Source organism: Pseudomonas asuensis (assembly GCF_014646755.1).
Classification (GTDB): Bacteria; Pseudomonadota; Gammaproteobacteria; order Pseudomonadales; family Pseudomonadaceae; genus Chryseomonas; species Chryseomonas asuensis.
Genome location: NZ_BMNW01000001.1, coordinates 118,774 through 144,823 on the forward strand (window position 1 = coordinate 118,774; position 26,050 = coordinate 144,823).

The 26,050-nt window shown below is 57.1% G+C and carries 19 protein-coding genes; 9 read left to right on the forward strand and 10 right to left on the reverse strand.

Annotated features, from left to right (window positions below; translation table 11 throughout):
- Nucleotides 1-21: 21 nt before the first annotated feature.
- The 5 genes from IEX86_RS00595 to IEX86_RS00615 all read right to left on the reverse strand — a co-directional run bounded on the left by IEX86_RS00595 (nucleotide 22) and on the right by IEX86_RS00615 (nucleotide 3,373).
- Entirely contained in the window at nucleotides 22-873 is an 852-nt protein-coding gene (locus IEX86_RS00595) for a CsgG/HfaB family protein (RefSeq protein ID WP_188864139.1), read from the reverse strand.
- A 29-nt stretch (nucleotides 874-902) separates the two neighbouring features.
- Entirely contained in the window at nucleotides 903-1,325 is a 423-nt protein-coding gene (locus IEX86_RS00600) for a curli assembly protein CsgF (RefSeq protein WP_188864140.1), read from the reverse strand.
- Nucleotides 1,322-1,714: a curli production assembly/transport protein CsgE gene (csgE, locus tag IEX86_RS00605; RefSeq protein ID WP_188864141.1), complete on the reverse strand. Its 393-nt coding sequence runs from the start codon at nucleotides 1,712-1,714 to the stop codon at nucleotides 1,322-1,324. Before csgE ends, IEX86_RS00600 begins: the two co-directional genes overlap by 4 nt.
- 4 nt (nucleotides 1,715-1,718) lie before the next feature.
- Nucleotides 1,719-2,348, reverse strand: a complete 630-nt coding sequence (locus IEX86_RS00610) for a helix-turn-helix transcriptional regulator (protein ID WP_188864746.1) — start codon at nucleotides 2,346-2,348, stop codon at nucleotides 1,719-1,721.
- A 269-nt stretch (nucleotides 2,349-2,617) separates the two neighbouring features.
- Entirely contained in the window at nucleotides 2,618-3,373 is a 756-nt protein-coding gene (locus tag IEX86_RS00615) for an SIR2 family NAD-dependent protein deacylase (RefSeq protein ID WP_373290386.1), read from the reverse strand.
- 459 nt (nucleotides 3,374-3,832) lie between these two features.
- Between IEX86_RS00615 and IEX86_RS00620 the strand changes: the two genes are divergently transcribed.
- Together IEX86_RS00620 and IEX86_RS00625 are read left to right on the forward strand one after the other, a co-directional pair.
- On the forward strand, nucleotides 3,833-5,752 hold the full coding sequence (locus tag IEX86_RS00620; RefSeq protein ID WP_188864143.1) for an AAA family ATPase: 1,920 nt from the start codon (nucleotides 3,833-3,835) through the stop codon (nucleotides 5,750-5,752).
- Nucleotides 5,753-6,374: 622 nt separating this feature from the next.
- On the forward strand, nucleotides 6,375-7,688 hold the full coding sequence (locus IEX86_RS00625) for an MFS transporter (RefSeq protein WP_229685222.1): 1,314 nt from the start codon (nucleotides 6,375-6,377) through the stop codon (nucleotides 7,686-7,688).
- A gap of 42 nt (nucleotides 7,689-7,730) precedes the next feature.
- Here the strand turns inward: IEX86_RS00625 and shdA are convergent, their stop codons facing one another.
- From shdA to recC, 4 genes are all read right to left on the reverse strand, one after another.
- A complete protein-coding gene (gene shdA, locus IEX86_RS00630) occupies nucleotides 7,731-9,317 on the reverse strand; it encodes a DNA recombination protein RmuC (protein ID WP_188864144.1) in 1,587 nt (528 codons plus the stop codon).
- Between the two features lie 246 nt (nucleotides 9,318-9,563).
- Nucleotides 9,564-11,558 carry an exodeoxyribonuclease V subunit alpha gene (gene recD, locus IEX86_RS00635; RefSeq protein ID WP_229685237.1) on the reverse strand — a complete coding sequence of 665 codons (1,995 nt, stop codon included), beginning with the start codon at nucleotides 11,556-11,558 and terminating at the stop codon, nucleotides 9,564-9,566.
- 131 nt (nucleotides 11,559-11,689) lie between these two features.
- Nucleotides 11,690-15,388, reverse strand: coding sequence for an exodeoxyribonuclease V subunit beta (recB, locus tag IEX86_RS00640; RefSeq protein ID WP_373290387.1), 3,699 nt, complete (start codon nucleotides 15,386-15,388; stop codon nucleotides 11,690-11,692).
- On the reverse strand, nucleotides 15,388-18,879 hold the full coding sequence (gene recC / locus IEX86_RS00645; RefSeq protein WP_188864147.1) for an exodeoxyribonuclease V subunit gamma: 3,492 nt from the start codon (nucleotides 18,877-18,879) through the stop codon (nucleotides 15,388-15,390). The genes recB and recC overlap by 1 nt, the downstream gene beginning before the upstream one ends.
- A 306-nt stretch (nucleotides 18,880-19,185) precedes the next feature.
- Between recC and IEX86_RS00650 the strand changes: the two genes are divergently transcribed.
- A complete protein-coding gene (locus IEX86_RS00650; protein ID WP_188864148.1) occupies nucleotides 19,186-19,926 on the forward strand; it encodes an SDR family oxidoreductase in 741 nt (246 codons plus the stop codon).
- 6 nt (nucleotides 19,927-19,932) lie between these two features.
- Here IEX86_RS00650 and IEX86_RS00655 read toward each other — a convergent pair whose 3' ends face one another.
- Complete coding sequence (locus tag IEX86_RS00655; protein WP_188864748.1) at nucleotides 19,933-20,700, reverse strand: FadR/GntR family transcriptional regulator; 768 nt, start codon at nucleotides 20,698-20,700, stop codon at nucleotides 19,933-19,935.
- Between the two features lie 179 nt (nucleotides 20,701-20,879).
- Here IEX86_RS00655 and IEX86_RS00660 point away from each other — a divergent pair, with 179 nt between their 5' ends.
- The 6 genes from IEX86_RS00660 to IEX86_RS00685 all read left to right on the forward strand — a co-directional run bounded on the left by IEX86_RS00660 (nucleotide 20,880) and on the right by IEX86_RS00685 (nucleotide 26,007).
- A complete protein-coding gene (locus IEX86_RS00660; RefSeq protein WP_188864149.1) occupies nucleotides 20,880-21,620 on the forward strand; it encodes an SDR family oxidoreductase in 741 nt (246 codons plus the stop codon).
- A gap of 39 nt (nucleotides 21,621-21,659) precedes the next feature.
- A complete protein-coding gene (locus IEX86_RS00665; protein ID WP_188864150.1) occupies nucleotides 21,660-22,508 on the forward strand; it encodes an ureidoglycolate lyase in 849 nt (282 codons plus the stop codon).
- A gap of 150 nt (nucleotides 22,509-22,658) precedes the next feature.
- Entirely contained in the window at nucleotides 22,659-23,951 is a 1,293-nt protein-coding gene (locus IEX86_RS00670) for an L-fuconate dehydratase (RefSeq protein WP_188864151.1), read from the forward strand.
- Nucleotides 23,952-24,008: 57 nt separating this feature from the next.
- Nucleotides 24,009-24,884, forward strand: coding sequence for an amidohydrolase family protein (locus IEX86_RS00675; protein ID WP_188864152.1), 876 nt, complete (start codon nucleotides 24,009-24,011; stop codon nucleotides 24,882-24,884).
- Nucleotides 24,881-25,657 carry an L-fucose dehydrogenase gene (locus IEX86_RS00680; RefSeq protein ID WP_188864153.1) on the forward strand — a complete coding sequence of 259 codons (777 nt, stop codon included), beginning with the start codon at nucleotides 24,881-24,883 and terminating at the stop codon, nucleotides 25,655-25,657. The genes IEX86_RS00675 and IEX86_RS00680 overlap by 4 nt, the downstream gene beginning before the upstream one ends.
- On the forward strand, nucleotides 25,654-26,007 hold the full coding sequence (locus tag IEX86_RS00685) for an L-rhamnose mutarotase (protein ID WP_188864154.1): 354 nt from the start codon (nucleotides 25,654-25,656) through the stop codon (nucleotides 26,005-26,007). Before IEX86_RS00680 ends, IEX86_RS00685 begins: the two co-directional genes overlap by 4 nt.
- Nucleotides 26,008-26,050 lie beyond the last annotated feature (43 nt).

A 26,050-nucleotide genomic window follows, 5' to 3' on the forward strand; every position in this document is an offset into this window, starting at 1 on the left:
GCCTCTAAAGGCCCTTTTTGCTCACTTGGGCATTGTTTTCGATGTTACGTATTTGCTCAAGACGCCATTGCCCTCAAGCGCATGGATGTCAGACGCTACCCACAGCTTACGCTCGATACCTTGGGCGATGAGATGTGCCACAGCCGCTTCAATAGCGGATAGCACGCAAAGCTGAGCCGGCTCATTGGTGGTATAGCCAGACTCTGCCTCAAGCAGTTTCTTGAACTCGACGAACTTGTAAACATCGGCCGAGCGGCCAATCGAGAAGATGGTCTTGGACGTCATTACGTTCGCCAACACCTGCCCACCGCGCACATCGATGGCGCGCAGATTAACCGTCACCTGATCTACCCGATACTCTTGGGACGCCCCGATACCCAGATAGCGAGCCCCTTCTCCACCGCTGCGAATATTGGTGTCATACGCAACGATGCCACCTTCCAGCAGGATGTTGGCCGCCTGGAGGGAAGGCAGCGGCTGCTGAATATTCTGCGGTGTGTTGGGCTTGCTCTGAGTAGCCCGAATAATTTTGCGTTCGGTCAGAATATTCTGCAGGCCCTCACGCTCAAGCACCACAAACCAGCCACTGGCCTGGAGCGCATCGACCAGCATGCTGGCACCACCCTGGGTAACTGCTGTAGAGAACGAGCTGGCCGGGCTGGGCTTGTACTGGCCGGTCTGATCGCGGAAACCATAGACGGCCGCAACAAGCTTGCCCCGGGGAGCAGGAAGATTCAGTAAATCGTAATAAGTAGAGGCCCGAGGGGTCAACGTGGGTTGGGCATCTTGTTCGGCGGGCATGGGGTCACGCACAGAACATCCCTGCATCAGCATCGCGCATAGGAATGCTGACGACATCATGAGTCGTTTCATAATGGCTAGTTCCTGGTTTAGCGTGCTGCTTAGTAAGCCGATCCGGCCAATCCGTTGACGGCGATTTCAGAAATCTCACCGGTTACCCGGTCCGTAATATGAATGACCAGTTGTCCCGTTTCGTCGTTGAGAATATTGACGATGAAGTCATCTGTGGTGACGCTACCGGCCTTGCCGTTGCGGGCATTGGTCAACACTTGGGAGAGCAGGCTTGATTGCAGCTGACTGGTAAATCGCTGGATGGCCGACATGCTGCTGGATGATTTGGCATTGGGATCATCAAAATCATTTTGGGCCTGCGCATTGCCCAACAGGTAAGAGCCATTCAAGGGGCTGCCGCCAAACGCGGGATTCTTGGGTGTGTAGACCAGCTCGGTGGCCTGAAGCGATGAGACGGAACCTAGCAATAGCAGCCCTAGCGTCGTTGCTGAAAGTACGTTCTTATTCTTCATAGCTCGTCTCTGTCCATGTCGAAAGTGTCATATAAAAGATTTTCCAGTTTTTCCTTGGCGACTGTGTCCTTGACCATGTCCGCAGCCGCATAGGCAGTGCCTTTTAGCTCCGAGACATTGGGTTGGACGAACTGCCGGTAAACCACACGCTGGTTATGCTCCACCCAGACCAAACTTCCCCAACGTGCAGAAGGTCTCTCGCGTACTACCAAGTTGAAGTCCAGTTGGCTGGTATCGACCAACCGATCGCTGAAATAACGATAAAAGTCGTGACCGAAGCGGGAAATAGTGTTGTCGACAATAAACCCCTGGATATCTTCCTCATCATCGGCAGCCTGCGCCGATATCAGCATCATCATCCCCAGCAGTCCGACTCCCCAGCGCTTCATTGTTTTAATGTCCTTTGCTTTTTTCGTAGAACTTCAGCGCTGCCTCCGCACGATTGGAAGCGCCAATCTTGCGAAGCAAATTATGAATATGACTTTTGATAGTGTGGGTGCTTAAGCAAAGCTGCCGGGCAATTTCCGCGTTGGAGTACCCTTTGCCCACCAGGCTCAGGATTTCACGCTCGCGCCCGGTCAGGTCAACCGCTTCCTCTTCCAGCGTTTGCATACGTCGATAACGCTCGATCAGACGCTCCATGACATCGCGTGGCAACCAGTCTCGCCCCATCAGCAAGGCTTGTATGCCACTGAGCAAAAGCTCTCGGGACGTATGAGTATAAAAGATTCCCTTGATCTCGGGATGCTTCTCGATAAGTTGCTGCGCCTGCTCGTCTGATGTATTGACCAACGCAACCGGTGCCTGACTGATTAACTGATCCAGTACAGCCGAGCATTGTTCGAACGCGACACTACCGACATCAAGCAGCCAGAGAGATGCCTTGGCCTTATCCAATCCATTGAAGTCACCCACGCATAACTCGAATTCTGCCTGCTGATTCAAAAAGTGCTGGAACAATTGACCCAGCAACTGATTCTTGGTGAGCAGTTTCACGGTCAGCGGCGGGCGGCCTGTTGCCATAATGGCGTTTGCTGAACTCAACTTTAAGCCTCGATTATTCTTTATGTCGGTAGGCTATCCAACGATCTTTCGATCACAAACAAAAAAGCCCTTAAAACCATTTCGCCTCAAACAAATGAGAAATTAAACACAGCGATATAGTGAGATTCTTCTGGCATCACTCCTTGATGACGATTGAATATTCAGCAGGCCGGGTTAAAGCAATGGAATTCTCAAGAGTCAACGTGAACGCTTTATGAAACAGAGTCACATTCAAGTAACGAGATACATCAGAAAAAGACTTCTCTTTCCAACTTAGGTAATAGATCACCTGCTGCACCAATCAACATCCAGTCATCGGAATATATTCCAGAGACGGGTTGTGGATTGATATGGACAATGGCGGCATTGGCATCACGTGCAATATGGGGCATTTGAGCTGCCGGATAGACCACCCCAGAGGTGCCAATGGAAAAAAGAACATCGCATTGGGCCGCAGCATCAAATGCCTGCTGCAAAGTCTGTGCGGGAAGTGACTCGCCAAACCAGACCACACCTGGCCGGATCAAACCATCACACCGGGCACAGCGTGGCGGTTCGACACGACGACCGTAATCAGGTTCAACGGGTATTTCATTATCGAATGAATAGCCTACGCCACAGGTAAAACAGCGCGGCTGGTGCAGGCTGCCGTGCAAATGCAGGATATTCGAGTGACCTGCACGCTCATGTAGATCATCTACGTTCTGGGTAATAACGGTGGCATGTGGAAACCGTTGGGTCAGACGGGCTATGGCGAAATGAGCCGGGTTGGGTTGAGCCTGCAGCACCTTCATGCGGCGCCACTCATACCATCCCCAGACAAGCGCCGGATCGGCTTGAAACGCCTCAGGGGTTGCCAGCTCAGAGGCATCAAATTGCGCCCAGAGTCCTGTCTGCGCATCTCGAAAGGTAGGTATACCGCTTTCGGCTGAAACACCGGCACCGGTAAAGAACACAATATGTCGAGCCGTGCGAATACGTTGACTCAACGCTTCGTCTATCACTGTATGTGAAGGTATCGAGGCTTGACTCATAACGTCTGTTCCAATCTTTCCATGAGTGGGCAATCCTGCTTTTTATAAAAAGGTCTTTGCGGCCTTTTTCACCAATTGTCCTAATGGTGTATAAAACGTTCTTCAATTAGGTATTAATGCTTATCCAGTTGTAGCCAATTAATACGAGTTTGCCACTCAGACCGTAACCAGTTTTTGCAGTAACCGCTACTCCTTTATCAGGAAGTGCATTCCAGAGCACTTAACCCAAGTGATTGGGTAAAAGGCTGGAATTCATTTTTTCTCTCAATCTTTAATACCGTATCGTTTTCAAACTCGACCGGCGGTGCCGCCACTCATCGCATTTTGACGCGTTTGGGTTCACTCGCTGCGCTACATGCCGATAATCCAAAAGTTCCCTTCGAGTGAGAGCATTTTTCTCTCGCTGACGTTTCGCCCACCGGATTCGCCATGAAGAAATCTTTTTTTAGCAAGCATCGCTTTACTGTTATCCCTGCTCTGGCACTGACTGCCTTATTGGCAGGTAGTATTGGATATTGGAGCTTGAGTTCAGGCAATACCGCCAGTAAGGCGACTCCTGGCTCAGTCCAGGCGATGCTTGACACCGTCCGTGCCACTCCACAGACCTGGACAGATCATCCTCAGGACCTGTCCATTCTGGTCAACGACATGCGCAGCAATGCCATTGCCGGTGCTGTCATTGGCGAAAGCGCGGTGTATATCACTACTACCACCAATAACCATTACACCGTAGCCGACCCTTCTGGCCGCGTGGGTGACTTGGTATTGCGCGACTATTCAAACCGTGGCGAAGCGTTGTTTCCGGTAGCTACCTTTGCTGAATCAGCAGAGCGCAGCCCGGTGGTGGACAGCCTACTGACTAATCTGCCGACTTATTTGTTGCTTCTGCTGTTGCTGGTGCCACTGGCCTTTCGTGCAACAAACCCGTTCAAGGTTCAGCGTAAAGGTACCAATATATCTTTTGACGATGTCGTTGGTGCCCATGAGGCCAAACGTGCGCTGGAAGATATCACCACCTGCCTGCGCAACCCTGAAGCCTTCGCAGCACTGGGCGCCCGCCCGCCCAAAGGTGTATTGCTGACAGGCCAGCCAGGCACAGGCAAGACACAGTTGGCCAAGGCGCTAGCCACTGAGTGCAACGCACATTTTATTCAGGTGACGGGCAGTGACTTTTCATCGATGTTCTTTGGTGTGGGCATTCAAAAGGTAAAATCACTGTTCCGCACCGCTCGCAAGAAAGCGCCATGCATCATCTTCATTGATGAAATCGACGGCATTGGCAAACGTGCCGAGCAGTCCCGCTCCAGCGATGCCGAAGCCAACCGCATCATCAACCAGTTCCTGACTGAAATGGATGGCTTTGATGGCTCAAGCGGTGTGCTTGTATTGGGCGCTACCAACTTTGCCAACTCGCTCGACCCGGCTCTGGTTCGTGAAGGCCGCTTTGACCGTACGATTGCAGTGGGCCTACCGACACTTGAAGACCGTATTGAGCTGTTCCGTCTGTATGCCAAAAAGATTCAGGTAGAAGGCGATCTGGACCTTGAAGCCCTGTCGCGTAATACCGTTGGCCTGACACCGGCAGCCATCGCGTACATTGCCAACCATGCTGCGCTGCTGGCGGCTCGCGAAAACTGCACACAGGTCACCATGAGCCACTTTGTGGATGCTATTGAAACCTGCCGTATTGGTGAGCAGCCTACCGCCTTTACACCGCTAAGTGATGCTGAGCGCACCCGTATCGCCGTACATGAAGCGGGACATGCTCTGGTGGCAGCAGCGCTAAATACAGGTCGCGTTGAGAAAGTTACTATCCTGCCCCGTGGTCAGGCCCTTGGTGTGACGCTGGTGACGCCCGTTGAAGATAAGCGCCTGCACCTGGAGTCCGAGCTCAAGGCCCGTATCCAGATGCTACTGGCAGGTCGCTGCGCCGAGCAAATCTACTTTCATGAAGTATCCTCCGGTGCGTCTCAGGACCTGCAGGAAGCCTCCAAACTGGCCTTGTCGATGGTAGGTTCGCTGGGCATGGGTCCGAAAGGTTCGCTGATCAGCATCCAGGCGCTACGTGATGCCGGCATCGAATATGATGCGAATACTTCCATCGCGGATGCGGATGAACTCCTCCATCGTCTGAATGATCAGTGTATGGCTTTGTTGCAACGTCTGCGTCCAGCCTTGGACAGCATTACTCAAGGTCTGCTCGAGCACGAGACAATCCCGGGCGAGGATGTCATGCAGGCTCTGGCTGCTCATGGTGGTAGCGAGGCGGTCAAGGCACTCAACCGTGCACTCAAAGCCGGTCCCGAGCGCGCTCAAAACGCAGCGATGAGCGGGTGGACACTGGACTAACAGCTCCCACGCCTCTCTCCTGCCTAAAAGCCTATGGTGAAAACCATAGGCTTTTTTTATGGGAACCGTTTAGTGCTCCTCTCTACAAAAAGCAGAATCAGTTACGCCTCTCTTCTATCGTCTGAATTGACAAAGTAACAAGAGAACGTTACATAATATTTCCAGTTGTATGATGACAGATAACGAAAACAATCATAACAAATGGATATGTAGCGCTATGAACTTCGCAGCGATTACACCTACCCGAAACAGTGAAACTCCCTCCATATCTGGCATGGGAGAAAACCCGCCTATCAGCGTGGTTGACGGCTTGCTGGCCGGTAGAGTTTCAACCTGCGTACTACGTACAACGCATGTATCTAGCGCCACGCTAAAGTCATCATACATCCGTCTCGCCTATATGGTGCGCTCTGCGCTCCGCTCTTCTGCTTCACATCATTACCTCATCTGCCGGCAGTCTACGCGTCTATCACGCCTGCTCTCCCGCCGAACGCTGCGGGCTTGTTGGTCGCCTTAGGCTTTTCATTTCGAGCGCAGCGCTTGCTCACGCGCTGGTGCTTCTCATTGCGTTAGCCCTGCCCCGCTGCACAGCTCAACCATTAAAAACAATTAAAGGTGTGTCATGAAAATAAAAGGAATCCGTTGGTGGATGGTCGCCCTTGTCACGGGTGGTCTGATCGTCAACTATCTGGCTCGCAATACCCTCTCGGTGGCAGCGCCCACCATGATGAAAGAGCTTAACTTTGGTGCTGAGGAATACTCCCATATCGTCATCGCCTGGCAGCTCTGCTATGCCTTCATGCAGCCCATTGCCGGCTACCTGCTGGATGCCATCGGCACCAAGCTGGGCTTTGCGATCTTTGCTATCGCCTGGTCGGTAGCGTGCGCGGCTGCGGCCATGGCCAACGGCTGGCAAGGGCTTGCGTTTTTCCGGGGCCTGCTGGGACTGACAGAAGCAGCCGGTATTCCGGCAGGTGTAAAAGCCACGTCCGAGTGGTTTCCCGCCAAGGAACGTTCGGTTGCCATTGGCTGGTTCAATATTGGCTCGTCTGTGGGCGCATTACTGGCGCCACCGCTGGTGGTCTGGGCTATTTTGCAAAGTGGCTGGGAACTGGCGTTTCTGATCGTGGGTGTACTGGGTATTGTCTGGAGCGCGCTCTGGCTCGTATTCTACAAGCACCCTCGCCAGCAGCAACTGCTGTCCGACACCGAGCGGGACTACATCCTGTCGGGCCAGGAAGCTCAGCACAAGGATGAAACCCCTGCCAAGGCCAATTGGAAGAAGATCCTGACCAGCCGTAACTTCTTCGCCATCGGAGCGGCACGCGTTCTGTCCGAGCCGGCCTGGCAGACGTTTAATGCCTGGATCCCGCTGTACATGATGACCGAGCGTCACATGAACATTAAGGAAGTGGCCCTGTTTGCCTGGCTACCCTTCCTGGCAGCAGACATCGGCTGCGTATTGGGCGGCTACATGAGCCCTTTCTTCCACAAGCACCTCAAGGTCTCGCTGTTTACGTCCCGCAAGATCGTACTGATGCTGGGTGCCTTCTGCATGATCGCACCAGCCTGTACTGGCCTTGTGGCAAGCCCGTATACCGCGATTGCCCTACTGTGTATCGGCGGCTTTGCCCACCAGACGCTGTCGGGCGCGCTGTACTCGGTGACCGCTGACGCATTTGGCAAGAATGAAGTGGCTACTGCGACCGGCATGGGTGGGATGTTTGGCTACCTGGGCGCCGCGGCATTCACGTTTGTCTTTGGCGTGCTGGTGACCAAGGTAGGCTACAGCCCACTGTTTATCGTGCTGGCCATTTTCGACATCGTGGCGGCGTTAATCGTCTGGAACGTGGCAACCGACCGCTCCCATCTGACCGACAAGCAGCCGGTTAATGCGAACGAGTCACTTACCGGCGCCGAGCCTGCCAAGAGCTGAGCCTGCTCCTGAATGGAAAAGCGCGGCCTGTGCCGCGCTTTTTTATACCTCCCGCTCCTGAAATGCGGATTCTCCATCCAGGGTAATCAGGTTCAGCTCAAGGTCTGCCCGCTCCGCCCATTGCTCGTCAATCTCTGCCTTGACAGATACGCCCAAGGCGCGGAAATCGTTGACCTGCTTGACTAGGTTGCCCTGCCCACTAACAAGCTGTCCGCAGGCTTTGTGATAGGCCTCTTGGGCTTTTTCCAGACTCTTGCCAATACCGTCCATACTTCCCAGAAAGGTCCGCAGCTTGTCGTAGACCCGGCTGGCGCGGTCGGCCAGTTCGGCGGTGTGCCGGCTCTGGTCTTCGAAGCGCCAGAGCTGCCTGACGATATTCAGGCTGGTCAGCAGTGTAGTAGGGGTTGCGACCAGCACATTCTGTTCGATAGCCCGCTGAAACAGGGTCTCGTCTGCCTTGAGCGCTTCGACAAAGGCTGACTCGATGGGCACGAACATAAAGACCATTTCCGGTGCATTAAGGCCCGGCAGCTTGAAATATTCACGGTCCGACAGCTCACGTATGCGCTCACCTATCGCGCGCACATGCTCCGCCAGCGCGATTCGGCGCTCGGCCTCGTCTTCACAGTTTATGTAACGGGTATAGGCGTTGAGTGACACCTTGGCGTCAATGATGAGGTGCTTGTTCTGTGGCAGGTAGACTAGGACGTCCGGCCGGCGACGGCCTGTCTCAGTGGTAAAGCTGACCTCACGCATAAAGTCAGTGCCCTGCCGCAAGCCAGAACGCTCCAACACGTTTTCAAGAATCAGCTCGCCCCAGTTGCCTTGGGTTTTCTTTTGCCCTTTCAGCGCGGTTGCCAGCTCATGGGCTTCCTGGGTGATCTGCCGGTTGAGCTCTTTCAGGTCAAACAGCTGCTGCGCCAGTGCAGCCTGCTGCTGAGTATCTTTATGGTGAATATCTTCAACTTTGGTGCGGAAGGCATCAATCTGCTCGCGAAACGGCTTGAGCAATGCATCCAGCGACTGTTGGCTGTGCTGAGAAAAGGTCTGCCCCTTTGCCTCGAAGATCTGGCTGGCCAGCTGCTCGAACTCCGCCTTGAGTTGCTCGCGGCTTTCCTTCAGAAGCTGGGTCTGCTCAAGGAAATGCTGTTCCTTTTGCTCAAGCGTGGTCCGCAAGGTGGCATGTTCCTCCACCAGCTGGGCGTGACGTGCCTGTATCTCTCGGAGCATCTGCTGATCGCGGGCTTGCTGGGTACGCTGCTCGGCCAGTTGCTGCTGCAGGCCGTCCAGCTGGGCGCGGGCAGCTTCAGCGGTGGCACGGTGATCGGACACCTCCAGGTGCGCCTGACGAACCTGCCCTCTAAGCTCCGTCTCGCTTTGCCGTAGCAGCTCAATCTGCTCTTTCAATTGCTTTGCCCGGTCGCGTTCAGCATTCAACTCAACGGCTTGCCGGCTGTTGGCGACCTCCAACCGCTGAGCCTCGCTGCGTTCCGCTTCAATCAGCTCCTGGGTTTCCTGCAGTCGTGCCTGCAACCCTTGTTGCTGTCTAACCAGCAACGCTGCCGTTACGCCCCACCCCAGCAGCGCCGCCAGCGGCAATACCAGGGAGATCAGGTTCAGCGAATTCATAGCAGCCTCACAACAGATACATCAAAGCTCGCACCTTATGTGCGCCGGGTAAGCCCGTCCAGTGGCTACGGCACGCTTTTGGCGCGAAAAGGTGAAATGACGAATGGGTTTAGGGTTGAATGCCAGGGCTGCCAGATACGTATTTGATCCTGTTGGACCTTCTACGCGTTATCCAACCTACGAGGCCTGTAGGTTGGATGGAAGGTTCTGCGACGATGCCCAACACGGTTCACGCACGAGTCGGGCTTACATCAGCATTAACCCGCTCAGGCGTCTGACGCGCCGGGACACGGCCTCTTCAAAAACGCTGGATTTGGACTCGATCAAGCTGAACCAGTCCCGAGCCCGGGTAATGCCGGTGTAGATCAGCTCCTTGGTCAGCACCGGACTGATCGTATCCGGCAGTATCAGCGCCGTGTGAGCAAACTCGGAGCCCTGGGATTTATGTACCGTCATGGCAAACACGGTTTCAACAGCGGACAGTCGGCTCGGCAGGATAAAGCGCAGGCCACCGGTGCCGTCGTTACGCGGAAAAGCCACACGAATTGCCTTGCCGGAGCGATTGGCCGGTTCAGGCATACACAGAGCAATGCCAATATCCCCGTTCATGAGGTTCAGGCTGTAGTCATTCTTGGTCACGAGTACCGGGCGGCCCTCGTACCAGCCTTGGTCCTGACTAATAAGCTCTGCATTAAGCAACGCCTTGGCAATCCGCTGGTTAAGGCCCTCTACTCCCCAGGGTCCTTTGCGGACCGCGCAGAGTAGCTGGAACTCATCGAACGCATCCAGCACAGCCTTGGCCCAGGCTTCCCATACAGGATCATCCATAGGCAGGTCGTAACTGGGGCGAAGCGCCTGCATCACCCGTAGGTAATGCCGGTAGCCATAAGGCCCTTGGGGTGAATGACCTTCTAGCACCAGCTTTTCCAGCGCCCTGTCTTCGGCATCGCGCAGCCGCAGGCAGAACAGGTCATCGTAGGTCTTTTTGACCAGCAGCTCACGTGCACCGCTGGCCTCCTGAAGATTTACCCGGCGCGCCAGCTGGCCGATACCACTGCTGGAATTGAATCGGCGGGAATGGCGTAGCATAACCACCTGCTGTGCCAGAGCATGTTGTTCATGATGGCCATCCTCCAGTGCCTCCTCACTCAAGCATTCGCCACAGATTTCCTCCAGCCATGCCCGGGTTTCCGGTGTGTAGTAACCCAGCTCGGCATCACGGCACAGATCGCCCAGCACAGCGCCCGCCTCGACCGAGGCCAACTGGTCCTTATCGCCTAGCAGGATCAGCCGCGCATGCTGTGGCAGCGCATCGAGCAGACAGGCCATCATCTCCAGGTCGATCATGGAGGCCTCATCTACTACCAGCACATCCAATGGCAACGGATTACTGACATGATGGCGAAAATGACGGGTATCCGGGCGGCTGCCAAGCAGCCGATGCACCGTGGTGACATCTACCGGAATATGCGGCCGAACGGTCTCGCTTACACCCAGCGACTGCACCTGCCGCCCGATGGATTCGGTCAGCCGTGCGGCGGCCTTACCTGTGGGTGCGGCCAGGCGGATACGCATGGGCGTCCCCTTCTCGACGGCTGGGGCCTGAAGCAGGGCGAGAAGCCGAACAACAGTCGTGGTTTTGCCAGTGCCAGGACCGCCTGTGATGATGCTGAATGCTCCACGCGCGGCCAGGGCGCAGGCAAGTTTTTGCCAGTCAGTCACGCTTTGGCCATCAATCAGCGGACGTTCAGGAAACAAGCCCGCCAGACGCGTGCAAAGATCGTCTGGAACATGGCCCAGGCCAGACAAACGCAGCCGCAGGCATTCGCTGACACGGCGCTCATAGCTCCAGTAGCGGCGCAGATATAACCGCTGGCCATCAAGCACCAGTGGACAGTCATCCACTTGACCAATGGCCACGATGGGGCTGCTCTCTAATGCATTCAGCCAATGCGTTACGTTGAGAGCAGTCAAAACCTCGGAAGGCAACAGCACCGGCTGTCGATCTTCATCACCTTCCGGTGGCAGCGACAGGGCCATGTCTGGGTTGCCCAGGGTTTCCGCCAGATCCAGACACACATGCCCATGGCCCAGCTGATGGCTGGTCAATGCCGCTGCCAGCATCACGCTCGGGTGGCTCTCCCCGTCGAGCTCATAAAGAAAGGATACAAAGGCGCGGTCCAGCGACCTAAGCCACCCTCTCTCAACCCAGCGGTCCAGCAGCAAAAACAGATCCGCCATGCGCTCAAGCGGCCGGAAGTCCGGTGTATGGGACGCCGGTGCAGTAGCTGTCTTGACTGGCGCAGCGGCAGTGTCGGCTGGCGCAGGCTCGTCGGCAAAAGGCATATCGAATAAAGAGAGCTGTTCTTGAGTCATGCGTGTTCCCCGGTCAGTTGAGGACTTCCCTGAAAGCACAGGTCGAGTTCTTCGATCAGCTCACGCGGTGGCCGAGTAAAGAATACGCCCTTGCTGGCAGCACGACTGCCCCGCAGGAAAAGATAAAGAGCACCGCCCATGTGACGGTCATAATCGTAGTCTGGAAGGCGCGCCTTGAGCTGGCGATGCAGCGCCAACAGGTAAATGACGTACTGGAGGTCATAGCGATGCTCCAGCACAGCGCCCGCCATGGCTTCCTGGGTATAGGCGGCATCATCGGCGCCTAGCCAGTTGGACTTGTAGTCGGCTACGTAATAGCGACCCTCATGCTCGAACGTCAGGTCGACGAATCCTTTGAACATGCCGTTAAGCAGGCTTCGCTCCACCGAGGGACGTGGCTTGCCTGGCATGACGTAGCGACGCACCCGCTGATCGAGTGCCTCCGCCTCTAGCCGATGGGTAGCGAACCAGAACTCCATTTCAATCTGGTAGTGCGTAAGCTGGGTCAGCGCGACGGACGAGTTCGGGGAGCCCAGTGGCAGACGCCTCGTCAGTAACTCTTTTAACCAATCACCCAAAGTAGCGATCCACCCCTCCCACCCACGACGGTTACAACGTCGAGCTACAGTGTCTTCGATCAGCGCAGGCTGCTCGGCAATGCTTGCGAAACCTTCGCTACCCGCCCACTCCAACAGGCCATGCAAAAACGTACCCGGCCCCGGACCGCGGGGAAAGCGGTGCAGGTCGACCCCGCTACTGGCCATGGTTGACTCAGCGTCACCATCCAGGCGGTCATCGTCAAACAGCTTTTGCGCTTCCGGGCTTTCGGGTGACAGGTCGGTATGCAGAACGCTAACTTCCTCATCTTCGCTCAACTCACCAATACGCAAGGCGCTGTAGGAGGCGATCCACCAGTGCTCTGCCACGGTACGCTGTGGCGTGCGCGCCTTGAGATCGGGCCGTACTTCTTCGCGAGGCATGAAAGGTAACGAAGTAATCTCTGGTACAGGCCCTACCGAAATAGCCGGTAGTTTGCGCGTCATCTCTTCCAGCATACCCGCCAATACGCCAGACGAAGGCAATACATGCCCGCCAGTCGTGAGATACCCCAGCGCGCAACGGTGAAAGGCCGACTCCTTGCTCTGGCCGCGCTTAAGGTCAGCCACCCCCATCCAGCAGGCATGCTGCGCGCGTGTCAGGGCGACATACAGCAGGCGCAGATCCTCGGCCAAGCGCTCCTCATCTGCCGCCATGATAACCTCGGCATCTGGGGTCAGGGTCATCTTGGGCGTGCCGTCGAGGTCGTGATAGCGCACCGGAATATGGCTGCCATCCACAGGGCGGAATGAGCAAATAAACGGCAGGAAGACCAGTGGATACTCCAGGCCCTTGGACTTGTGAATAGTGACAACCTTGACCAGTGCCTCATCGCTTTCAAGGCGCAGTATCTGCTCCTCGGCGGTATGGCCTTCGGTAAGGTGCTCTGCCAGATAACGAATCAGGGCCTGCTCACCATCCAGCTCGGTCGCCACCTGTTGCAGGAGCTCCGCCAGATGCAGGAGGTTGGTCAGTACGCGCTCACCATCAACCCGCGCCATCAATGTCTGCGGCAGATGAAAGTCATGCAGGAAGCGGCGCAGCATGGGCAGTACGCCCTGTGTACGCCAGAGGGTGCGGTACTGACGAAACTGCATGACCCGTGACTCCCAGGCGCGCTCATCGTGGTTGAGCCGGTCCAGTTCAGCCAGCGGCAGATCCAACGTAATGCTGGCCAGCCCGGCCCGGAGCACACGGTCGACATCCGGCTCGGCGCACGCGCGTAGCCAGGAGAGCAGGCAGTGCGCTTCCTGAGAGTTGAAAACCGAGTCCTTATCGGAGAGATAAACACTACGCACACCACGAGCCGCCAGTTGGCTACGAATGGCCTGGGCTTCAATGCCGTCACGCACCAGCACGGCGATATCTGCCGGACGCAGTCCACGCAGGCCTTTTTCCGGGTGCTCGAAACCGGCCTTGTCCTGTTGTCCCAGATTGAGCAAGCGCACGATTTCACTGGCGGCCACTTGTGCCAGCTGCCCGAGGTAAGCGGTTTTGGAAATCGGCTCGGCCTCGTTGGGATGCCATAGGGTTAGCGCCGGGATACCCTGCCCTTCGGCCACCAAACGTTCCTTACGGCCTTGCGCCTTGACGGGCTGGAACGGCAGCGGATTTTCACCGTCTTTACGGAACAGAAAGGCACCGCGTCCCTCCTCGTGTTGCTCCGCCTGCTCGAACACTTGATTGACCGCTGCCACCATGGCCTCGCTGGAGCGGTAATTGGTATCCAGTGTATGCAGGCGTCCTTCAGTGGAATAGCGGGCCTTCAGGTAGGTGTAGATGTCCGCACCACGGAACGCGTAAATGGCCTGTTTGGGATCACCAATCAGGAACAGGCCGATATCCTGGCGGTTCTCCCCAATACGATAGATCGTCTCGAAGATGCGGTACTGCACCGGGTCGGTGTCCTGGAACTCATCGATCAGCGCTACCGGGAATTGCTCACGGATTAGCTCAGCCAGACGCTCTCCTGCGCCATCGCTTTGGAGGGCGACGTCCAGACGGGCCAGGAGATCATCGAATCCCATCTCCGCGCGACGGCGCTTCTCCAGGATGAAACGCTGCTTGATCCAATGGGCTGCATGTTGCAGGAGTTCAACGTCCGGTTTGGGCAGGCTGTCCAGCGAGGCCTTGAGCCTGCTCATTTCTGCCAGCGCGGGATGGTCCGGGGCAGTCGCCTTGGTCCAGACCTCGGCAAATCCCTCTGGCGTAAAGCGCTCGAATCCCTTGCCGATATCAAGCAGCTCAGCGGATTCATCCTGCGCCCAAGCCGTGATCTTTTCGCACCAGGGTACATACCACTGCGCCTTGAGCTTGCGGCCATCCACCACCTTGCGGGCACAGGCATCATCACACAACAGGCGCAGCTCTTCAGCCCAGACCGCCCACGGTGCTTTTAGCTCTCGGAGCAGTCCTCGCTTGCGTGTCAGACACTCATTGATCAGCGTGCCGGGCTCCTTGTCCGCAATGCCTTGCGTCTCGCCCACGATTAATTCACGTAAGGATTCCGCCAGCTGATCAGGGCTAACCCAATGCTCGCGTACCCAGGCCAGCGACTCGCCGTTTAAGGTGTAGCAGAAGCGCCGCCAGTAATCGCGCACCACTTCAGCCAGGAGTTCGCTGTGGTCCGTTTCCAGGGTCTGGTTGAACAAACTGCCACTGTCAAAGGCATGCTCGCGCAGCATGCGCTGGCACCAGCTGTGGATGGTGGAAACGGCAGATTCGTCCATCCACTGCGCGGCCATCTCCAGCTTACGTGCGCAGCCAGGCCACTGAGCTTCAGAGAAATCAGCCCGTAGCGCTTCGATCAACGCATCGGGTGCATCGATCTCGCCACGAAAATAGCGGGCAGCCTCGAATAGACGAGCCCGGATTCGGTCGCGCAGCTCACGCGTGGCGGCGTCGGTAAAGGTCACAACCAGAATTTGCGGCGGCAGCAGTTCGCGACCAAAGCGGGTCTCTTCGTCGCCGTGCCCGAGAACCAGGCGCACATACAGCGCGGAGATGGTAAAGGTCTTGCCGGTGCCTGCGCTCGCCTCGATCAGCTGGCTACCGCGCAAGGGGAAGCGCAACGCGAGCGGCCGGTCCTGTTGTGCAATCATGCGGCAGCTCCTTGTGCTGGCTGCTCACACCAACCTGCCTCGAACATCGGACGATACAAGGCATTGCACCAACTCTCGAACTCCTCGCGAGCAGTCAAGGCGGTAAAGTCTGGATATTGGCGCATCAGGGCTGGGCTTTCGGCCCGCTCGCCCAAACTGTTCACGCCGTCGCCTTCATAGGCTTTACGAGCTGCCGCTTGCGCCTTGGCTGGGTCCTGCTCTGCATTAAGCCAGGCGAAGGCGGTTTTCACCGCAACCGGCAGCGGATAGCGCATGCCGTTCTGCCACGCCAACAAAAGATCGCGCAGCGCAGCGGCGGCCTGAGCAGTTTCCAGCGGAGCAAGCATCAGGGTCTCATCAGTGGCCACCAAGGCTGTTGTAAGCGGCACGCCACAGGTGGAGGCCGTCAGGTGCACGATCCACGGTCGGATCAGCCGATACCATTTACGTGTCTTGGCCGAGCCGATTTCATTCGGAACAGGTGTGATCGCGATCAGACTACCGTCCGAGCGGCGCCGTAGACGTTCAAGCCAGCCCTCCAAGCGCAAGCCGTCGTGCTCGAAGCTGAGCGGCTGTGCACCTGTAACCTCTTCTGGCCAGGCCACCAGCAGCCCGGTATGGCGTTCAAGCAAATCGGGCAGTGGCTGGATCAGCTCCTGCTGCATCAGCTCACCAAAGCCTGCCAGTGGTAGCAACCCACTGCGCTGCAACCGCTGGCCCTGGGCTCGTAGCGCCTCCTCAGCGTGCTCCGGCTCTTTCAAAGCGGCATCGAGCAGGCTTTCACTCAAGGCATACCGGGTCAGACCGTCGAGCACGAACGGCTCCTTGTCCTGGGTCGGAATAGCGATTTCTTCGAAATGCACCTTGAGCCGCTGGGAGAAGAAGTGCCGCACCGGATGGCGCAGAAAATCTTGTAATTGGTTCAGGCTCAGCGGCTCGTCCTGCTCATGGGGCGCAAGCATAGGCTGCTCGCCTCGCGTCTGCTGCCTGTTGTGCAGGGCCAGCCACTCGCGGGCATAGCTGAAAAACCCGGGATCGCCCCGAAAATAGCGGATGCTGAAGGGCTGTAGCGGATGCTCCTGGGTCAGCGCCTCAAGCAAGCGCTCGCCCTCCTTGCCCTTTTCCTTGTCAGGACCCTCATCTATCAACACCCAGCCTGCGGCCAGGTGATCACGCAGCTGCCCCAGCAGGACAGAAGCCGGCCGCTCGCTGTTGTCGCGGATGCTGCGGCCAATCCAGCTGATATAGAGCTGATCGCGGGCAGACAGCAGTGCTTCCAATAGCAGGTAGCGATCATCCTCACGGCGGGAGCGGTCGCCAGGGCGATAGTCCTTGCCCATCAGGTCAAAGTCGAACGGCGGCTGGGCACGCGGATAATCGCCATCGTTCATACCCAGGAGGCACACCACCCGGAACGGAATGGCGCGCATGGGCATGAGGGTGCAGAAATTCACTGCGCCTGCCAGAAAACGCTGGGACAGCTTGCCCTCATCCAATCCGGCGAGCCATGCCTCACGAACGACGGTGAGCGGCAATGTTTCGTCCAGCTGGACTGCCTCGCAGGTATCCAGCCAGTCCTCGCGAAGTTGCTCCAACTGGCCAAGCAGATACTCGTCACGCTCGCTGGAAGACAGGAAGAACGTGCGCAGCACCATTTGCAGGCGCTCGCCCCACACCACCGGAGCGGCAGGCTCGGCCAGCTCGTCATGGGCCTTGTCCAACGCATCCATCAATGTGACCAGCGGGCCGACCAGAGCAGCATCCAGGCCACCAATCTCGTCGAACGGCTCGATCTCGTCCCGCGCTACACCGCGGCCTACGGCATAGCCCAGCAGCATGCGTCGTAGACCAAAGCGCCACGTGTTCTGTGTCAGATCGTCCGGCAGGTCCAGCCGCGCCCGCTGCCGCGCATCCAGCCCCCAGCGAATACCTGCGCCTTCAATCCAGCGGTGCAGGGTTGTCAGGTCACTGTCATCAAGGCCAAAGCGCTTGCGCAGGGCCGGGACGTCCAGCAGGTCCAGGATTTCGCTGACTGAAAAGCGGCTTTCCGGTAAACGCAAGAGATGCTCAAGCGCAATCAGGAGCGGGTCACGTCCGCGTTGCCCCTGGTCTGCCAGGGTAAACGGGATAAACCGAGGATCATGGCTATCCAACTGCCCGAACACGGCACGAATGTGCGGCGCATAGCTGTCGATGTCCGGCACCATGACGATGACATCTCGCGGACGCAATGTGGGATCTTCCGAGAAGCGCGCCAGAAGCTGATCGTGGAGAATTTCCACCTCGCGCTGCGGGCTGTGGGCAATGTGGAAGCGAATAGATTGATCTTTGGCTGGATCGACCGCAGGCCAGCGCTCACGTGTCTCGTTCAAGGGGCGCAGGTCAAGAATGTCATCCTGTAACTGGGCCAGCATGTGCTGGGGTTCCATATCCTCAAACAGATCGATACGGCCGCCATTTACATCATGGAACAGGCGACGATAACCGTCCGGCTCATCAAAGCTGTCCAGCAGGTTGATATAGTCACGCCCCTGCTTGCCCCAGCTGGCCAATAGCGGATGGCCGTGCTGGTGCAGTTCGTCTGGATCAAGCACGGTAGGCATACCTGGCTTGCGCAGCTGCCGCTTGTACTCATGGCGTAGCAGATCCTTGTCCGCCACGATGTCACCCCAGTGGTGACGGCACGGGTTGTGAACGCACAGCAGTACCTGACTGAAACGCGCCAAGGCGGCCAACGCCTCCAACAGCTGAGCGGGAACCGATGAGATACCAAAGACAATGACACGTCGCGGCAGATGTAAAGGCGCTTTCTCCAGCGTCTTCATGGTATTGATAAAGCGCTGATGCACACCGGCACGGCTTTCTGCCATGCCGTCATCGCCCACATCTGCCAGCAGGGCACGCCACAGTTCTGCCTGCCACTGACAGACCGGCGGCAGCGGTATGGCGCCGTCACGCAATTTATTCAGTTGATCTTTGCCGTTGGCCCAGTCTTCCAGCCAGTCGGCGCGGTACACCTGATACTGGTCATAGAGATCAGCCAGACGCTCCGCCAGCTGGTAGCGCTTGCGCATGTCGCTGTCTTCATCGAGAAAGCGCCGCAGCGAAGCAAAGCTTGGTCGCTCAAGCAGACTAGGCAACAGCCGTACCAGACGCCATGTCAGCGGCGTACGATCCAGCGGTGAAGACGCCGGAACGGTGTCACGGCCCAAGACCTGCCGGTATACCCGCCAGAGGAAAGCGGATGGCAGCTGCACATCAATAGCGGCCGCAATGCCGCAGCCGCCTTCGCCATCCTCTCTAGGGTCTTCGGCTAGAGCCAGCTTGAGCCATTGGGCGATGCCGTTGCTCTGCACAAGCACCTGCTCGTTTTCCAAAGGCGCAAGGGGATGATGGCGCATCCAGGTAACGGCCAGATTGCGCAGGTCTTCCAGACGATTGCCGTGAACGACCATAAAACCGGGCGTCAGATGAGCCGCGTCCTGCATGAATAAGCCTCTGGGTAAATCTAGAACTGCAAAAAAGGCGAAGCGTACGGAGATCAAGGCGCTAGAGCCAGACCCGTATGCCTTTATAGATAAGGTTTTCGTTCCAACAAGATACTACTTGAGCGGGCGCCATGCAGGCTTGGTGGGCTATTGACCGCTTGTCTGTTCATCCAGGGGGAGCGATAGCTCGCACAGGTGCTCACCCTTGTAGGCCGATACTCTTGCCTGAGTACCGTCCGATTAACTGTTTGCAACCTTCGACACATTCTGACGCTCTCTCATAACGTACCTGATACGGAAGATCCCATGAGCCAGAATATCGAAGGCAAAGTCATCGTAATTACCGGCGCCAGCAGCGGCATTGGCGAAGCCACCGCCCGGCTTTTAAGCACAGAGGGCGCCACGGTTGTTCTGGGCGCGCGGCGGCTGGATAAATTAAATGCCATCGCAGAAGAGCTGCGAGCCGCTGGTGGCCATGTTGAAGTCGTGCAAATGGATGTGGCCAAGCGGGATGACGTCGAGGCGCTTATCCAGACAGCCGCTACGACCTTTGGCCGAGTCGATGTCATGATCAACAATGCGGGCATCATGCCCAACTCACGGCTCGATCAGCGTAAGGTCGAAGACTGGGAACGCATGATCGACATCAACCTCAAGGGCACCCTTTACGGGATTGCCGCGGTATTGCCGATCATGCAGCAACAGAAGAGCGGCCACGTCATTAACGTCTCTTCTCTGTCCGGACATCGGGTGCGACCCACCAGTGCTGTGTATTCAGCAACCAAATTTGGTGTACGCGCCATCGCTGAAGGGCTGCGCATGGAGATGACGCCCTATAACATCCGCAGCACGATCATTTCACCCGGCCCGGTCGATACTGAACTCCCTAACAGCGTAACCGATGACGACGTGGCCAAAAGCGTACGGCATGTTCATGAGATGGCCATTCCTGCCCTGTCGGTCGCACAGGCCATTGCCTTTGCCATTGGCCAGCCAGCGGCTGTTGATATCAATGAAATCCTGCTAAGACCAACAGCCATGGAATAAACGCGCTTATTCCAGCTCCTGCCCACGAGAGAAGATTCGAATCACCTCATCCAGATGGGCTCGCATGGCGGAGCGAGCACCCTCTGCATTGCGGGCTTCCAGCGCCTCCAGCACACGCAGGTGCTCATCTTCGGAGCGATGCGGCATATCCTCCGGGGTGTAATGCGCCTGCAAGCGCTGAAACATCGAGCCATAACGATGCCCCAGCAGATGCTGGATCATCAGTGCATAGGCCGGATTGCCGCTGGCTTGGGCGATGCGGATATGAAACAGGCGATCACCCGGGTGAGTGGTCGAACCTTCGCGGTTATCCTGCACATTGCGCTCATACGCTGCGCGAATCCCTGCCAGTTCATCTTCACTAGCATTGATTGCCGCCAGGGCTGCTGCTTCCGGCTCGATCAGCTGCCTTGCCTGGAGCAGCGAGAACGGTGGAATCTCGGCATTGAAATCCACCTGAACATCCAGTTCGGGATCAGGCCCTACCCACTGCCCACGCCCGGCGAGTTCCATAACAGATGCATCGTCTGCCGGACGTTGATCGCTGGCACAAACCAGTACGCCGTTGCCAACCCGCACATCTACAAGGCCAATGACTTCAAGTGCAATGAGCGCTTCACGTACCGAGGCCCGACTGACCCCCATTTGCTTGGCCAGCTCTCGCTCAGCAGGAAGGCGACTGCCAGGGGGAAACTCACCGCTGTCGATCAGGCTACGCAGCTGATCGGCAATCTGGCGATAAAGCCTTGGATTTTCAATTGTTTGTATTGGCATCACGTATCCCACCAGCAACCATCGTGTTGTTCGCCTTGCAGAAAAAACTTGCGCAGCCACCAACTCACTGCTAAACCAGAGGACCAATGGCCTGACCATTAGCCGCTCGATATGCCCCAGCATAACAGCGGTTAACACAGGCGGGTCATCAATACGAATAATAAAAACAGGAGGCTCTCATGTCCGTTGCTGGAAAACGTGTCCTCGTCACCGCCGCTGCTCAGGGAATTGGCCGGGCCAGTGTCCAGGCCTTTACCGAAGCGGGTGCTGACGTCATTGCGGTCGATATCAACGCTACCGCCCTCGCTGAGCTTCCCAACGTTCGTACCCATGTTCTTGATGTCACTCAGCCCGACGCTATCCAAGCGCTTGCCAGTGAGTTGGGCACCATCGATATCCTCTTCAACTGCGCCGGCTACGTGCACAGCGGCACCATTCTCGATTGTGATGAGGATGCCTGGAAATTCTCCTTCGATCTTAACGTCACTGCCATGTACCGGATGATTCGTGCCTTTCTGCCGGCCATGATCGAAAACGGCGGCGGCTCGATCATCAACATGTCGTCGGTGGCGTCCAGCGTGAAAGGCGTCCCGAATCGCTTCGCCTACTGTGCCAGCAAGGCTGCTGTCATCGGTCTGACTAAATCCGTAGCAGCTGATTTCGTCGCCAAGGGTATTCGCTGCAACGCTATTTGCCCCGGTACGGTCGACTCACCCTCCCTACGCCAGCGTATTGCGGCGCAAGCCCAGCAAGAAGGTCGAACCGAAGACGAGGTCTATGCTGCGTTTGTGTCCCGCCAACCCATGGGCCGGATCGGCAAGCCCGAGGAAATCGCCGCACTGGCGCTCTATCTGGGTTCCGATGCCTCAGGCTTCACAACGGGCACCATCAACGTAATCGATGGCGGCTGGGTCGCTTAAGGCCACCGCACACCACTTTATTGCACAAGGAAACCGCTCATGAAATTGCTGCGTTACGGGGAAAAGGGTCAGGAAAAACCGGGCCTGCTGGATGCTCAAGGTCAGATTCGTGACCTCTCTGGCCATATTGATGACATCGCGGGCCAGGCCATCACTGCTGAAGGACTCGCCACGCTCAAGAATATCGATCCGAGCAGCCTGCCCGTTGTGAACGGTTCCCCTCGCCTTGGCCCCTGCGTGGGCCGTGTCGGCAAGTTCATCTGTATCGGTCTTAACTATGCCGACCATGCAGCCGAGTCTGGGTTGGATGTACCGAAAGAACCAGTCGTGTTCAACAAGTGGACCAGCGCCATCTGTGGCCCGAACGACGACGTGGAAATCCCGCGTGGCTCCACCAAGACCGACTGGGAAGTCGAGCTGGGCGTGGTAATCGGCAAGGCCGGTCGCTATATCGACGAAGCCAATGCCATGGATTATGTGGCGGGCTACTGCGTCATCAATGATGTGTCCGAGCGCGAATGGCAGATCGAGCGTGGCGGCACCTGGGACAAGGGCAAGGGCTTCGACACCTTCGGCCCCCTCGGCCCCTGGCTTGTAACCAAGGACGAAATCGCTGATCCACACACGCTCGACCTCTGGCTGGAAGTAGACGGTAAGCGTTACCAGAACGGTAACACCCGTACCATGGTGTTCAAGGTGCCAGAGCTGATTGCCTACCTGAGCCGCTGCATGAGCCTGCAACCGGGGGATATCATTTCCACGGGCACCCCGCCTGGAGTGGGGCTGGGCATCAAGCCAGAGCCCATTTACCTCAAGCCCGGCCAGGAAATGCGCCTGGGCATCGCGGGCCTGGGCGAGCAGAAGCAGCGCACGGTTCAGGCTGACTGAAACCATGCCCTTCGGGTGATTGGGACGCTTAGCCGCGTCGCAGGCCCGGAGAAGCGCCCGCTCACCATATGCTCTCATGTGAAGAGCGTTAGAGCGGGCCTCTAACACAGCGTTGACAAGCCCGGTATCAAGGGCTTCCGGAGAACCGATATGACAATAACAATCACCGGTCTTCGCGTAGAGGACATTCGCTTTCCTACGTCCCAGGCACTAGACGGGTCGGACGCCATGAACCCCGATCCCGACTACTCCGCGGCCTATGTGATCCTTGAAACAAACCAGCCTGATCTCGAAGGCCACGGCATGACCTTTACCATCGGTCGGGGTAACGAGATCTGCTGCGCTGCCATTCAGGCATTGGAAGGCCAGATTAAAGGGCTTGATCTAGAATGGATCACGGCGGATATGGGCCGCTTCTGGCGCCACATGACCAGCGACAGCCAACTGCGCTGGATCGGCCCAGACAAAGGGGCTATCCATCTGGCTACAGGCGCCGTCGTGAATGCAGCCTGGGACCTATGGGCCAAGCAGGCTGGCAAGCCGGTCTGGCAACTGGTCGCCGACATGTCGCCGGAAGAGTTCGTACGGTGCGTCGACTTTCGCTACATCACCGACTGCATCACGCCCGATGAAGCCATACAACTGCTCACGGAGCGTGCCAAGGGCAAGGAAGAACGCTCCGATCTGCTCAAGGAGTATGGTTATCCCTGCTACACCACATCTGCCGGCTGGCTTGGCTATCCAGATGACAAGCTCCGCCGCCTCTGCCAGGAAGCCATTGATGCAGGGTTTTCCCATATAAAACTCAAAGTTGGCCGAGACCTTGAGGATGATATCCGCCGTGTGACCATTGCCCGTGACGTGATCGGCCCGGACCGGCACTTGATGATCGACGCCAACCAGGTCTGGGAAGTCAGCGAGGCCATCGACTGGGTGAACAAGCTCTCTTTTGCCAAACCTTGGTTCATTGAGGAACCCACCAGCCCGGACGACGTGGAAGGTCACCGGAAGATCAAGGAGGGTATCGCGCCGGTCAAGGTGGCCACTGGCGAGATGTGCCAGAACCGCATCCTGTTCAAGCAATTCATCATGCGCGGCGCCATCGACGTGGTGCAGATCGACGCCTGCCGCCTCGGCGGTTTGAACGAAGTGCTTGCTGTACTGCTGATGGCCGCCAAGTACGAGCTACCCGTCTGCCCCCATGCCGGCGGTGTTGGGCTCTGCGAATACGTACAGCATATCTCCATGATTGATTACCTGTGCGTAGCGGGCTCACATAAGGGCCGGGTGGTGGAATATGTCGATCACCTGCATGAACACTTTGAAGACCCTTGCGTCATGAAAGGCCCGGCCTACATGCCGCCCCAGGCGCCAGGTTTTTCAATCACCATGAAACCGGCCTCGCGCCAACAGTATCGGTTTCCCCGTAACGCTTCATCGTAGGTCGAATAGAGGGCTCGCCCCGACATTCCTCTCGAATGCTTTCAGGAGACAATAACAATGACACGCCCTGAAATACCGCGAATCGATGCACACCAGCACTTCTGGCATTACGAGCCGGACCAGTACCGCTGGATCGACAACAGCATGTCGGTACTCAAGCGCGACTACCTGCCCAGCGATCTCGAACCGCTCCTCAAGGCGCATCGGCTTGACGGGTGCATTGCCGTTCAGGCTCGACAATGTGAGCAGGAAACCGATGCCCTGCTCGCGTTGGCCACTGAGCACCCGTGGATTAAGGGTGTCGTCGGCTGGGCTGATCTACAGGATGCCAGCCTGCTCGCAACACTCGATCGCTGGCAAGACCAGCAGCGCCTGCGTGGCTTTCGCCATCAGATACAAGATGAAGCCGACCCGGATGCCTTCCTGGCCGATACCGCGTTTAACAAGGGTGTGGCCATCCTGCAGGCGCGTGGATACCTCTATGAGATCCTTATCAAGTCATCCTCACTCCCCGCGGCCTACGCATTCGTCCGACGACATGACCGGCAACCCCTGGTGCTTGATCACTTGGGCAAACCTGATATCACACATGGCAATCTGCAGAGCTGGGCTGAGCAGCTGGCGCCGTTGGCCGCCCTCCCCCATGTGCACTGCAAGTTGTCCGGACTGATTACGGAGGCTGGCTGGACAACCTGGCGACCAGACTATCTGGTCGCCTATATGAATCAGGCGTTGGAATTATTCGGTCCGGAACGGGTGCTGTTCGGCTCGGACTGGCCCGTGTGTCGGTTGGCGGGCGAGTACGACCACGTATACGCACTGGCTGAACTGGCTCTGGCACCATTCTCTGCAAGCGAGCAAGCCGCCATCATGGGTGGTAATGCGACTCGCCTGTATGGCCTCACGGTCAAGGCCCAGGAGCATGCGGCATGAATCTGCATCTGGATGGAAAGATTTTTATCGTGACCGGTGGCGGCTCGGGTATTGGAGGCGCGATCTCCCTATGCCTTGCCGAAGAAGGCGCTATTCCAGTCATCGTAAGCCGCACACCGTTGGAGGATGACTTCGCCGCCAAGCTGGACGCGCTTCAACCTCAAGCGCTCTTTATCCAGACTGAACTGTGCGATGAAATCTCCTGCCGCGCAGCCGTCGAGCAAACCTTGACCCAATTCGGTCGTCTGGACGGGCTGGTCAACAATGCCGGGGTCAACGATGGGGTCAGCCTTGAGGCCGGGCGCGAGGCGTTTATCCAATCGCTGGAAAAGAACCTCATTCATTACTATGTCATGACGCATCTCTGCCTCGATGCCCTTCGGGACAGCCAGGGCAGCATCGTCAATATCAGCTCCAAGACCGCGCTCACCGGCCAGGGCAACACCAGTGGCTACACCGCCGCCAAAGGTGCACAACTCTCCCTCACCCGAGAGTGGGCCGCCTCTCTGCTGGCTGATGGCGTCCGTGTGAATGCAGTCATCCCAGCCGAGGTCATGACGCCGCTGTACGAAAACTGGCTGAACACCTTTGACGACCCTAAAAGCAAACTGGATAAGATTGTCAGCAAGATTCCGCTAGGCAAGCGCATGACCACTCCCGAGGAGATTGCGGACACGGTCGTATTCCTTCTATCACCTCGCGCTGCCCATACCACCGGGCAATGGCTTACGGTCGATGGCGGCTACACGCATCTCGACAGGGCGCTCACATGAACACCTGCTACTGCATGGCGCTTGATCTCAAGGATGACCCTGCGCTCATTGCCGAATACGAGCGGTTGCACGAGCGCATCTGGCCTGAAGTTTCTGCACACCTTCGCAGCGCTGGCGTACAGGACATGCAGATCTACCGTCTCGGCACACGGTTATTCATGCTCATGGACGTCCTCTCCGAATTCAGCTTCGAAGCCTTCGAGGCTGCTGCAACCGCCAACCCCAAGGTGCGGGAGTGGGAGGCGCTGATGTGGCGATACCAGACACCAACACCCTGGACGCCAGAAGGCAGCAAATGGATTCCGATGCAAAGAATCTTCTCGCTGGGTGAGCAGCCAGCTCCGGATTAGCCACGTCCTGCTTGATGTGTGAACGCTCTAGAAAACAACAATA

Bases quoted from the DNA above. Each gene is read 5' to 3' on its own strand.
- IEX86_RS00595 (WP_188864139.1), bottom strand. From the start codon at position 873: ATGAAACGACTCATGATGTCGTCAGCATTCCTATGCGCGATGCTGATG.
- IEX86_RS00600 (WP_188864140.1), bottom strand. From the start codon at position 1,325: ATGAAGAATAAGAACGTACTTTCAGCAACGACGCTAGGGCTGCTATTG.
- csgE (WP_188864141.1), bottom strand. From the start codon at position 1,714: ATGAAGCGCTGGGGAGTCGGACTGCTGGGGATGATGATGCTGATATCG.
- IEX86_RS00610 (WP_188864746.1), bottom strand. From the start codon at position 2,348: ATGGCAACAGGCCGCCCGCCGCTGACCGTGAAACTGCTCACCAAGAAT.
- IEX86_RS00620 (WP_188864143.1), top strand. From the start codon at position 3,833: ATGAAGAAATCTTTTTTTAGCAAGCATCGCTTTACTGTTATCCCTGCT.
- IEX86_RS00625 (WP_229685222.1), top strand. From the start codon at position 6,375: ATGAAAATAAAAGGAATCCGTTGGTGGATGGTCGCCCTTGTCACGGGT.
- shdA (WP_188864144.1), bottom strand. From the start codon at position 9,317: ATGAATTCGCTGAACCTGATCTCCCTGGTATTGCCGCTGGCGGCGCTG.
- recD (WP_229685237.1), bottom strand. From the start codon at position 11,558: ATGGCGGATCTGTTTTTGCTGCTGGACCGCTGGGTTGAGAGAGGGTGG.
- recC (WP_188864147.1), bottom strand. From the start codon at position 18,879: ATGCAGGACGCGGCTCATCTGACGCCCGGTTTTATGGTCGTTCACGGC.
- IEX86_RS00650 (WP_188864148.1), top strand. From the start codon at position 19,186: ATGAGCCAGAATATCGAAGGCAAAGTCATCGTAATTACCGGCGCCAGC.
- IEX86_RS00655 (WP_188864748.1), bottom strand. From the start codon at position 20,700: ATGCCAATACAAACAATTGAAAATCCAAGGCTTTATCGCCAGATTGCC.
- IEX86_RS00660 (WP_188864149.1), top strand. From the start codon at position 20,880: ATGTCCGTTGCTGGAAAACGTGTCCTCGTCACCGCCGCTGCTCAGGGA.
- IEX86_RS00665 (WP_188864150.1), top strand. From the start codon at position 21,660: ATGAAATTGCTGCGTTACGGGGAAAAGGGTCAGGAAAAACCGGGCCTG.
- IEX86_RS00670 (WP_188864151.1), top strand. From the start codon at position 22,659: ATGACAATAACAATCACCGGTCTTCGCGTAGAGGACATTCGCTTTCCT.
- IEX86_RS00675 (WP_188864152.1), top strand. From the start codon at position 24,009: ATGACACGCCCTGAAATACCGCGAATCGATGCACACCAGCACTTCTGG.
- IEX86_RS00680 (WP_188864153.1), top strand. From the start codon at position 24,881: ATGAATCTGCATCTGGATGGAAAGATTTTTATCGTGACCGGTGGCGGC.
- IEX86_RS00685 (WP_188864154.1), top strand. From the start codon at position 25,654: ATGAACACCTGCTACTGCATGGCGCTTGATCTCAAGGATGACCCTGCG.